Annotated in this window: 11 protein-coding genes; 6 read left to right on the forward strand and 5 right to left on the reverse strand. The window is 60.6% G+C overall.

The genetic code is table 11. The annotated features are described in order from the left end of the window. The first annotated feature begins 23 nt into the window (after positions 1–23). The 3 genes from B5G37_RS10040 to B5G37_RS10050 are packed head-to-tail and all read left to right on the forward strand — an operon-like array spanning position 24 to position 3,087. Positions 24–1,949 carry an NAD(+) synthase gene (locus B5G37_RS10040; RefSeq protein WP_087257057.1) on the forward strand — a complete coding sequence of 642 codons (1,926 nt, stop codon included), beginning with the start codon at positions 24–26 and terminating at the stop codon, positions 1,947–1,949. After that, on the forward strand, positions 1,946–2,539 hold the full coding sequence (locus B5G37_RS10045) for a chromate transporter (RefSeq protein WP_087257060.1): 594 nt from the start codon (positions 1,946–1,948) through the stop codon (positions 2,537–2,539). Before B5G37_RS10040 ends, B5G37_RS10045 begins: the two co-directional genes overlap by 4 nt. After that, entirely contained in the window at positions 2,536–3,087 is a 552-nt protein-coding gene (locus B5G37_RS10050; RefSeq protein WP_087257062.1) for a chromate transporter, read from the forward strand. Before B5G37_RS10045 ends, B5G37_RS10050 begins: the two co-directional genes overlap by 4 nt. 41 nt (positions 3,088–3,128) lie before the next feature. Here B5G37_RS10050 and B5G37_RS10055 read toward each other — a convergent pair whose 3' ends face one another. The 4 genes from B5G37_RS10055 to arcA are packed head-to-tail and all read right to left on the reverse strand — an operon-like array spanning position 3,129 to position 7,716. Continuing rightward, positions 3,129–4,523 carry a YfcC family protein gene (locus B5G37_RS10055; protein WP_087257064.1) on the reverse strand — a complete coding sequence of 465 codons (1,395 nt, stop codon included), beginning with the start codon at positions 4,521–4,523 and terminating at the stop codon, positions 3,129–3,131. Between the two features lie 12 nt (positions 4,524–4,535). Next, a complete protein-coding gene (gene arcC, locus B5G37_RS10060; protein WP_087257065.1) occupies positions 4,536–5,483 on the reverse strand; it encodes a carbamate kinase in 948 nt (315 codons plus the stop codon). Next, complete coding sequence (gene argF / locus B5G37_RS10065) at positions 5,480–6,472, reverse strand: ornithine carbamoyltransferase (RefSeq protein ID WP_087257067.1); 993 nt, start codon at positions 6,470–6,472, stop codon at positions 5,480–5,482. The genes arcC and argF overlap by 4 nt, the downstream gene beginning before the upstream one ends. Before the next feature lie 26 nt (positions 6,473–6,498). Next, the gene (gene arcA / locus B5G37_RS10070) at positions 6,499–7,716 is read right to left on the reverse strand and encodes an arginine deiminase (RefSeq protein WP_087257069.1); all 1,218 of its coding nucleotides are present in this window, start codon (positions 7,714–7,716) and stop codon (positions 6,499–6,501) included. A 148-nt stretch (positions 7,717–7,864) separates the two neighbouring features. On the opposite strand from arcA, the gene B5G37_RS10075 reads away from it, so the two are divergent. The 3 genes from B5G37_RS10075 to B5G37_RS10085 all read left to right on the forward strand — a co-directional run bounded on the left by B5G37_RS10075 (position 7,865) and on the right by B5G37_RS10085 (position 10,417). After that, positions 7,865–8,503, forward strand: coding sequence for a TetR/AcrR family transcriptional regulator (locus B5G37_RS10075; RefSeq protein ID WP_087257071.1), 639 nt, complete (start codon positions 7,865–7,867; stop codon positions 8,501–8,503). A 26-nt stretch (positions 8,504–8,529) separates the two neighbouring features. Beyond that, positions 8,530–9,450, forward strand: a complete 921-nt coding sequence (locus B5G37_RS10080) for an MBL fold metallo-hydrolase (RefSeq protein WP_158099397.1) — start codon at positions 8,530–8,532, stop codon at positions 9,448–9,450. Between the two features lie 121 nt (positions 9,451–9,571). After that, positions 9,572–10,417 (forward strand): tyrosine-type recombinase/integrase, encoded by an 846-nt coding sequence (locus B5G37_RS10085; RefSeq protein ID WP_087257075.1) that lies wholly within the window; start codon positions 9,572–9,574, stop codon positions 10,415–10,417. On the opposite strand, the gene B5G37_RS15570 is transcribed toward B5G37_RS10085, so the two are convergent. Next, positions 10,367–10,650, reverse strand: a 284-nt coding sequence (locus tag B5G37_RS15570; protein WP_204217909.1) for a hypothetical protein, incomplete at its 5' end; no start/stop codon positions are given. The two genes, B5G37_RS10085 and B5G37_RS15570, sit on opposite strands and share 51 nt — an antisense overlap.

Raw genomic sequence — 10,650 nt, forward strand, 5'->3', positions numbered from 1 at the left:
GAGAAGAAGGAGGCTGTTTTCCCATGAGAGACGGCTTGATTTGTGTGGCGGCGGGCACTCCCTCCATTCGGGTGGGGGACTGCGCCCATAACGGGGCGGAAATTGTCCGCCTGATGGAAGAGGCCCAGGCCCAGGGGGTGAAAATCCTGGTGCTGCCGGAGCTGTGCCTCACCGGCTACACCTGCGGCGACCTGTTTTTGCAGGATACCCTGCTGGATGGTGCCTTGGAGGCCCTGCGCAGTGTGATGCGGGCCACAGAGCACTTGGAGGTTCTCGCCGCCCTGGGTATGCCCCTGCGAGCGGGTGGGAAGCTCTATAACTGTGCCGTGGTCATCCAGTATGGCCAGGTGGTGACGGTGGTGCCCAAGACCCACATTCCCAACTATGGGGAGTTCTACGAGCAGCGTTGGTTTGCCTCCGGCGAGGGGCTGTTTTTCGACCACAGCTTTTTGGTGCGCCTGCCCCACCTGGAAGAGGGGTGGCAGGAGATGTACGGGGCCTCTCCCCTCATGGAATGCCCCGACGTGCCTGGTCTGCGCATCGGCGTGGAGCTGTGCGAGGATCTGTGGGTGAGCGATCCCCCCTCCCGCACCTTGGCCGAGTACGGCGCCACCGTGATTTTGAACCTGTCGGCCAGCAATGAAATCGTGGGCAAGAGCGATTACCGCCGCAATCTGGTGGTGGGCCAGTCCGGGCGGCTGTGCTGCGGCTACGTGTACGCCGACGCTGGGGAAGGGGAGTCCACCACCGATCTGGTGTTCTCGGGCCACAACATGATTGCGGAAAACGGGGCTCTGCTGGCGGAACGCCGGTTTGAAACCGGCCTGACCATCGCCCAGCTGGACATTGGACGGCTGTGCCATGAGCGGCAGCGGCTGACCACTTTCCAGAGCCGCCACCCGGAAGGGTGGGCGGAAGTGCGCTTCACCCTGGAAGAGACCAAACTGACCCGGCCCATGTCCCCCACCCCCTTCGTGCCTCAGGATGAGGCGGGGAGAGCGGAGCGGTGCCAGGAAATTCTCACCCTGGCGGCCTTGGGCCTGAAAAAGCGGCTGGAGCACACCCACGCCGCCACCGCCGTGGTGGGCCTGTCCGGCGGTTTGGATTCCACTCTGGCCTTGCTCATCACCGCCCGGGCTTTTGAAATGCTGGGCCGGACTAAGCGGGACATTTTGGCCATCACCATGCCCTGCTTTGGCACCACCGCCCGTACCCGCTCCAATGCGGAGATTCTGGCCGGGGAGCTGGGGTGCGGCTTTGAGGAAGTGAACATTGGGGACGCGGTGCGCCAGCACTTTGCCGACATCGGCCAGTCCATGGACGACCACTCCGTCACCTTTGAAAACGGACAGGCCCGGGAGCGCACCCAGGTGCTCATGGACATCGCCAACCGCACCGGCGGCCTGGTCATCGGTACCGGCGATCTGTCCGAGCTGGCCCTGGGCTGGGCCACCTACAACGGGGACCATATGTCCATGTACGCCGTCAACGCCTCCATTCCCAAGACCCTGGTGCGCCACCTGGTGGACTATGTGGCCCAGAAGCAGGGGGGCAAGCTGGGCGCGGTGCTCCAGGACATTTTGGACACCCCCGTCTCCCCCGAGCTGCTCCCCCCCAAGGACGGGGAGATCGCCCAGAAAACCGAGGATTTGGTGGGCCCCTACGAACTCCACGACTTTTTCCTGTACTACGCCATTCGCTGGGGCTTCTCCCCTCGGAAGGTGTTCCGGCTGGCCATCCACGCTCTGGGTGACCGGTACGACAAGGAGACCCTGCACCGGTGGCTGGGCAACTTCTACCGCCGGTTCTTTGCCCAGCAGTTCAAGCGCTCCTGTCTGCCCGACGGGCCCAAGGTGGGCTCGGTGACCCTCTCCCCCCGGGGCGACTGGCGCATGCCCAGCGATGCCGTAGCTCGGCTGTGGCTGGATGAGTGGGAGGACTTGCTGTGAACATCCTGGTAAATCTCTTTGTGACCTTCGCGAAAATCGGGGTGTGCACCTTCGGCGGCGGCTACGCCATGCTCCCCATCCTGCAGCGGGAGCTGGTGGACAACAAAGGCTGGGCCACCGAGGAGGAACTGGCGGACTACTACGCTGTAGGCCAGTGTACCCCCGGCGTCATCGCCGTGAACACCGCCACCTTTGTGGGTTATAACCGGATGGGGTGGCTGGGTGGCACCGTGGCCACCCTGGGAGTGGTGTTCCCCTGCCTGGTGATTATCATGGCCATCGCCGCCTTTTTGAGTAACTTTATGCACCTGGACGTGGTGGTTCACGCCTTCAACGGGGTGCGAGCGGGTGTGGTGGCCCTCATTTTGTCCAGCGTGTTGAAGCTGCTGAACACCTCTCTGGTGGACTGGAAAACCCGGATCATCTATGTGGTGGTGCTCCTTGCGGGCGCTGTGGGGGTGTGGGCCCCCATGCCCGGAGGAGCCCTGGGCCAGGTGCTGGGGGCTCTGTGCTCCCCGGTGTTCCTGGTGGTGGTGTCCGGCCTGGTGGGGCTGGCCATCTACGGTAAGAAGGGAGGGGAGAAGGCATGATATTTCTCCGGCTATTCTTCGAGTTCTTTAAAGTGGGGCTGTTCTCCGTGGGCGGCGGCCTGGCTACCATCCCCTTCCTCACCGACCTGGGAGTGCGTACCGGCTGGTTTACCTCGGGACAGCTGGCGGATATGATTGCCATTTCCGAATCCACCCCCGGCCCCATGGGGGTGAACATGGCCACCTATGTGGGCTTCCACACCGCCGGTGTGCTGGGCGGGGTCATTGCCACCCTGGGATTGGTGGCCCCCTCCATTGTGGTCATCCTCATCATTGCCCGGATTTTGAAGCAGTTCCGCCAGTCCCGGGCGGTGAACGCCGTGTTCTACGGCCTGCGGGCGGCTTCCGTGGCTCTCATCACCGTGGCCATGCTCCAGGTGGCGGTGATCGCCCTGGCCAAACAGGGTAGCCCCCTGGGCATCCACTGGGTGGGTGTGGCCCTGGCGGTGGTGGTGTTTGTGCTCATGAGCTACACTCCCGCCAAAAAGCTCCATCCCATTGTGTTCATTGCCGCCTCTGCGGTAGTGGGCATCCTGTTTCAGATGTAAGGAAAATTCCCGCTTACACCTTTGGTGCAAGCGGGAATTTTTTATGCCAACGCCCCCAGGGCGAGAAAGATGAGAGACAGAACCAGCAAAAGGGCCAGCAGCTTCCAAATAAACTTCAAAAACGCCCCGTAGGGTACGTGGCCCAGGGCCAGAGCCCCCATCACCACGGCGCTGGTGGGGGTAATGAGGTTTACAAGCCCCGATGCGCTCTGAAAGGCGGTGATGACCACCTCCCGCCCCACTCCCGCAAAGTCTGCCAGAGGGGCCATGATGGGCATGGACAGGGTGGCCAGCCCCGAGGAGGAGGGGATGAGGAAGGACAGGGGCAGGTACAAAAGGAAGGTGAGCAGAGTAAAGGTCACCGCACTGGCCCCCATGAGAGCCTGTTCTCCCCAGTAGAGCACCGTGGCGGTGATTTGGCCTCCGTTCATGATGACGGTGATGCCCCGGGAGATACCGATGATGAAGGCCACCCCCAGAAGGTCGGCGGCGCCGTGGACGAAGGCCCCCACCGTCTCCTCCTCTCCCAGTCCGCAGCACACCCCCACCAAAATGGAGGCGGCCAGAAACAGGGCGGACAGCTGGGGGAACCACCAGCCCAGGGCGGGCAGGGGCAGCCCCATCTCGTCAAAGGGAATGACGGCGTAAATCATCACCAGGAAGGTGAGGGCAAAGAGAATGAGAGCCAGAGACTGCACCCAGGTCAGCTTGGTCCCGTTCGTATCCTGGGCGGCAAAGCGGGCGGTGTACTCCTCCCGGCGGTTGGCCATGAGGGAGGCCTCCGGGCGGGCTTTCACCCGGGCGGCGTAGCGCATCACAAAATAGATGGACACCGCCAGCATCACCACCAGCATGATGACCCGAAGCAGCATCCCCGTGCCCAGGGAAACCCCGGCAAAGCCTGCGGCAATGCCGGTGGCGAAGGGATTGACGGTGGAGGCCAGAGTACCCACCCCCGCCCCCACCAAAATCACCGCCACAGCGGTGATGGGGTCGTACCCGGCGGAGATAAAAATGGGGAGCACCAGGGGATAAAAGGCAATGGTCTCCTCCGCCATGCCAAAGGTGGTGCCGCCCAAGGCGAACACGCTCATCAAAATGGGGATGAGCAGGGTCTCCTTCCCCCGCAGCTTGGCCACCAGGGCGGAAATGCCCCGGTCAATAGCCCCGGTTTTGCCCACCACCCCCAGAAAACCACCCACCATGAGGATGAAGGCGGCAATGTCAATGCCCTCATACAGCCCCTCCAGGGGGGCGGTGAACACCGAGGTGATGGGCTGGCCCTGTTGGGGAATCTGCTCATAGGTGCCGGCCACCGGCTCCCCCTCCGGCCCCGTCTGATAGCGACCGGCGGGGATGACCCAGGTGAGAATGGTCATGACAAAGAGCAGGATTAGCAAAATGGTATAGGCGGTGGGCATGCGAAAGGATTTCATAGGCTATGCCTCCTATGCGGTGACACAGGTGCCGCACTTGCCCGCCAGGGCATCCAGTCCCTTGTCCAGGCTGGTGATGATGGCGCGCCGTCCGGGGGCGGAGCGGGCGAACTGAATGGCGGCTTTCACCTTGGGCAGCATGGAGCCCTCCCCAAAGTGGCCCTGGTGGGCGTACTGCTCCAGGGTGTCCGCCTTCACCTCTCCCAGATTTTCCTGCTGGGGGGTGCCAAAGTGCAGGGCCACGGCGGGCACTTCCGTGAGAATCATCAGCACATCCGCCTCCATCTCAATGCCCAACCGGCAGGCGGCCAAGTCCTTGTCGATGACAGCGGCCACCCCTTCCAGGTGTCCATCCGCCCCTTCCACCACCGGTACGCCACCGCCGCCACAGGCGATGGTGATGGTGGTGTTCCAAAGGGTCTTCATGGTGCCAATCTCCACAATACGCTGAGGTTGGGGAGAGGGCACCACCCGGCGATACCCCCGCTGGCCATCTTGCTTCATGTGATAGCCCCGTTCCCTTGTGAGGGCTTGGGCCTGTTCCTGGTTGTAAAAGGGCCCGATGGGCTTGGTGGGGTGGGAAAAGGCTGGGTCTGCGGGGTCCACCACCACCTGGGTCACCACCGTTACCACGGGGATTTGCTTGCCCTTGGAGCGCAGAGCGGCGGTGAGGGTCTGCTGAATGTGGTAGCCGATATACCCCTGGCTCATGGCCCCGCACACGTCAAAGGGCATGGGCGGGGTCACCGAGGCCGCTGTCTCGCTGGCCAGGAGGATACGCCCCACCTGGGGGCCGTTGCCGTGGACGATGGCCAGCTCATACCCGGACAGAGACAGCTGAGACAGCTGCTGGGCGGTGCGCTGGAGCACCTGATGTTGAGACTGGGCGGTGGGGGGGAGCTGCTTATCCTCCAGCGCGTTGCCCCCCAGAGCCACCACCACTTTGGTGGCCTTTTTCATAGGGTCGCCACCAGAATGGCCTTGATGGCGTGCATCCGGTTCTCCGCCTCGTCAAACACCACCGAGTGGCGGGAGCGGAACACCTCGTCGGTGACCTCCCGGATGTCCACCCCCTTGTCCATCCACTCCTTGGCCAGTTTGGTCTGGAAGTCGTGGAAGGAGGGAAGACAGTGCATGAACCGGACCTCCGGGTTTCCGGTGGCGGCCAGCATGGTGTGGTCGATGCGGTAGGGGGTGAGCAGCTTGGCCCGCTGGGGGATCAGCTCCTCCTCACCCATGGAGGCCCAGATGTCGGAATAGAGCACGTCTGCCCCCTTCAAAGCGTTGGGGTCGCTGGTGAGGGTGATGTTGGCCCCGGAAATGGCTCCCTCCTGCTTGCAGGCCTCCAAAATGGTCTTGTCCACCCCGTCAATGAGCTCCTGGGGGCCGTAGCCCACAAAATCTACCCCCATCTTGCAGCAGCCGAACATCCAGGCGTAGCACATGTTGTTGCGCACATCCCCCACAAACACCACTTTGCAGTCCTTGAGGGGTTTGTTGATGTGCTCCTCCATGGTCATCATGTCGGCGATGATCTGGGTGGGGTGGTCCAGGTCGGTGAGGCCGTTGTACACCGGCACCCCGGCGTGTTTGGCCAGGGTTTCCACAATGGCCTGATCGTAGCCCCGGTACTCGATGCCGTCAAAGAATCGGCCCAGCACCTTGGCGGTGTCCTCCATGGACTCCTTTTTGCCCATCTGGGAGGAGCCGGGGTCCAGATAGGTCACCCGTCCACCTTCCTCCGCCATGGCCACCTCGAAGGAGCAGCGGGTTCGGGTGGAGGTCTTCTCAAAGAGCAACACAATGTGCTTGCCCCGGAGTGCCTCCCCGTGGAGGCCCATTTGCCGCTTGGCCTTCAGGGAGTGGCCCAAATCCAGCAGGTAGCGGATCTCCTGGGCGGAGAGATCCATGAGGGTGAGGAAGGATTTGCCTTTCAAATTCACTGCCATAACTGTTTGTCTCCTTTGCAAAAAGATTAGATGGAGCCCCGCACCAGGGGCATGGTCATGCACCGGGGGCCGCCCCGGCCCCGGGATAGCTCGCTGCTGGGAATGGTGAGCACCTCAATGCCCGCGTCCTCCATCACCCGGTTGGTGACGTGGTTGCGGGAGTAGGCCACCACCCGGCCGGGGGAGAGGCAGAAGGTGTTGGAGCCGTCGTTCCACTGCTCCCGGGCGGCGTCAATCACCGACCCGCCGCCGCACTTGATGAGGGTGACAGAGTCCAGGTTCAAGTGCTCTTTCAGGATGTTTTCCAGGCTCTCTTCCTCCTCGGTGATGGTGAGGTGGCCGTCCTCCAGTTCCAGCACGAACAGCCGCAGGTGGGAGGAAATGCCCGGGTGCATGGTGAACTTGTCTACGTCTACCATGGTGAACACCGTGTCCAGATGCATAAAGGCCCGGTTTTTGGGGATGTCAAAGGCCAGCACTTTGGAAAAGCCCACTTGGGGGGACAAAAGCCGCTTGGCCAGCTGCTCAATGGCCCAGGGCTGGGTGCGCTGGGAGATACCGATGGCCACCACCTGAGGGGAGAGCACCAGAATGTCGCCCCCCTCGATGGAACTTTCCGCCTCTCGGTCATAGTACACCGGGGTATTTTTGTACTGGGGGTGGTGGGTGAAGATATACTGGGCAAAGAGGGTCTCACGCCGCCGGGTGACCGTGTGCATCCGGTGGATGGTCACCCCGTTGCCGATGGCGGCAAAGGGGTCCCGGGTAAAGTACAGGTTGGGGATGGGGTCCAGGACAAAGGGATAGTCATCCCCCAGGTAGTCGGTGAGGTTTTTCCGGCCGTAGCCGTGAACCTGGGCTTTGCGCAGCCCCGCCATCATGGCGGACACCATGTTGTGGGTGGATAGGTCCAGGAAATGCTGGGCGATCATGGCTGTGCGCTTTTCCCCCCGCACCCCCGCCTCCCGGATATACTCCGTGACAAATTGCTGCTTGACCTTCGGATCGGTGAGGGATTCCGCCACCAGGTCGGTGAGGTACACCACCTCCACCCCATGTTCCCGCAGCAGTTGACAGAAGGCGTCGTGCTCCTGCTGGGCGATCTTCAAATATGGGATGTCGTCGAAGAGCAGACGCTCCATATACTCCGGCATCAGGTTTTCCAGCTCCCCGCCGGGTCGGTGGAGCAACACCCGTTTCAAGGGGCCGATTTCGCTTTTGATGTCAATGGCCGGCTGACCCATGCAATCACTCCTTTGCATTCACTTGCATGGTTACTCTGCCCCTTACAAGAAAAAATATGCAAAAATCCGGGCAGATGGGAAAATTCGTTGACTTTTCCACGCCGCCCCTCTAAAGTAGAAGGGAACGAAACGGGATGGAGGCCGACGTATGAAAGATTCGTCATTGCGGGAGCAGAAAGCGCAGGAGACCAAGCGGCAGATTTTAGCCGCGGCGGAAGCGCTGTTTGGGGAGCATGGCACCCACCGGGTGTCTATGCGCAACATTGCCGCCCAGGCCCATGTGACCACCGGGGCGCTGTACCACCACTTTGCCTCCAAGGAGGACATCGTGGCCACGTTGAAACGGGATCGGGCCACGGCTTTAGGGCGGATTTTGGAGCAGACCCGGGTGGAGCACAATCCCCTGTGCCACCTCTACCGGTTCTTGTGCGCCCTGGTGGACTACGAGGTGAGCCAGACCGGGTATACCATGTCCGAGTTCCGCAAAAGCCACCGAGGGGAGAAGGTGGACCCGGTGGACGACACTTCCACCCTCCATCCCATTGCTGGCCTGATCCGACAGGCCCAGGAGGCGGGGATGCTGGACACCCAGTGGCCGCCGGAGGACGTCGCCTTTTGCATTTTGTACCACGTGCTGTGGGGGGTGCGCTTTGAAATGTCCATCAATCCCGACACTCGGCAGGAGTGCGCCCAGATGATCCAGCGCAACCTGGATCTCATCCTCCGGGCTCATTTGCCTGGCACCCACCAGAGACAAAACCAGTGGATGGAGGAGCGTCCATCCTGAAATTTGTGCAGATGCAGCAGTGCAAGATGAACGACAAACCCACCTTTGACCGGGAGCAGGTGGTACCCCCCATTCAGCTGTTTGACAACCTGTACTTTGTGGGCAACCCTGAGGTGGGGTGCTTCATTTTCAAGACCTCGGAAGGCCTGATTATGGTGGACTCCTGCTTTGCCCACAACGTGGAGACCATTTTGCTGCCCGGCATGAGAGAGTTGGGGCTGGACCCGGCGGATGTGAAGTACATGCTGGTCACCCACACCGGACCCGACCACATTGGGGGTGCCTACTACTTCCAGAAGCACTACGGCACCCGCATCGTGGTGTGTGAGAACCAGTGGAAGCGCTGCCCCTCTCCCGAGGAGAACGAGGCCCGGATTCGTCGGGCCCAGGAGCCGGATTTCCAGTACAATCCCTTTGATATGCGCAGCCTGATTTGGCCCAACCAGGATATGGTGGGTCGGGACGGGGACGTCATCACCCTGGGGGATACCCAAATCCAGATTGTGAAAACCGAGCGCATGGTGGGGGGCGGCGGCCTGTCCTATCTGGCCACCGTGTACGACCACGGCACTCCCCACGTGTGGTGCACCTACGGTAACACCAATGTGGTGGGCAATCTGGAGGACATGGCCCTGTACCGGGACAATGTGCAGCGATTCAAGGAGTATGTGGAGCGGCTGGGTGCCGATGTGGTCATCAGCAGCCACCCCTTTGTGGACGAGTCGGTGAAGACCATGGAGCAGCTGCGGGCTCGCAAGGAAGGAGAGCCCAATCCCTTCGTCTTTGGCAAGGAGCGGGTGGCCCGGTTCTTTGATATCCTAGATTTGAGCGCCGCAGTCATCGCCATGCGCCGGGAGCTGGACTTGAACGAGGCCGGTTCTGGGCCATATGTGCCGGGGGTCATGGATTTCATCAACGGTTCCATCAATCCCAACGCCGGAAAATAAGCGCAAAACAACGATATAAAAAAGAGGAAGCAACCACGTGGTTGCTTCCTCTTTTTTGGTTGAATGGGGATGAATATGACCCAGAAGGTGTGGCATGATAGGAAGAAAAGGAGATGAAAATATGCAAAAGAATGTATGGTCGGCCCAGCAGATGGAGCAATACGAGGCTTGGTTGCGGGGCCAGGAGCGTGCTGCAGGAACAAGGGAGAAGTATTTGCGCGATGTCAGAGCGTTTCACTCTTGGTTGGGGGAGCGAGCCGTGGAGAAGGAACAGGTGGCGGCATGGAAGGGATATCTGCTGGAGCAGGGATATGCACCCGTCACCATCAATTCCATGCTGGCCTCTCTGCACAGCTTTTTTCGCTTTGCCGGGTGGACGGGGTGCCAAGTCAAGTATGTGAACATCCAGCGGCGGGTATTTCGGGAGAGCCAGCGGGAGTTGAGCCGTGCGGAATATCAGAGTTTAACGGACACCGCCCACCGGTTGGGGAAAACACGGCTGGGACTGGTGCTGGAGAGCATCGCCGCCACCGGCGTGCGGGTGTCCGAGGTGCGATACCTCACGGTGGAGGCAGCCCAGAGAGGCAGAGCGGAAATCTCGCTGAAAGGAAAGATTCGGGTGATTTTGTTGCCTGGAAAGCTGTGTAGAAAGCTGCTGAAGTATGCCAAGAAAAACAAAATCGCCTCCGGTGAAATTTTTATCACCAGAAGCGGGAGAGGGCTGTCCAGGGGACAAATTTGGGCGGAAATGAAGCAGCTGTGCCAAAAAGCTGGGGTGGAGGCATCCAAGGTGTTTCCCCACAACCTGCGCCACCTGTTTGCCACGGCCTTTTATCAGGTCAGCCGGGACATTGCCAAGCTGGCGGATGTTCTGGGCCATTCCAGCATCGAGACCACCCGCATTTACTTGGTGACCTCAGGGGCGGAACATGCCCGGGAACTCAATCGGCTGGGCTTTGTCCATTAGAGACAAAATGAATATTTTGTTGTGGGTGTCGCGGGATTTATCCCTCCATCCACAGAATTTTTCCATTTTTTGGGGTTTTTTCTTTCTTGTCCTAGAAAAAAGACGCAAAGACCCAGACCAACCATTGGTTCCAAATGGTTGGTCTGGGTCTTTGCGCCAATTCAGGCAGGAATGACTTGCCAACTCTGGTATGTAGTGATACAATATGGAAAAAGATTCTTTTATTCTTAATC

This window comes from Pseudoflavonifractor sp. An85, assembly GCF_002161235.1.
In the GTDB taxonomy this organism is placed as follows: Bacteria; Bacillota; Clostridia; order Oscillospirales; family Oscillospiraceae; genus Enterenecus.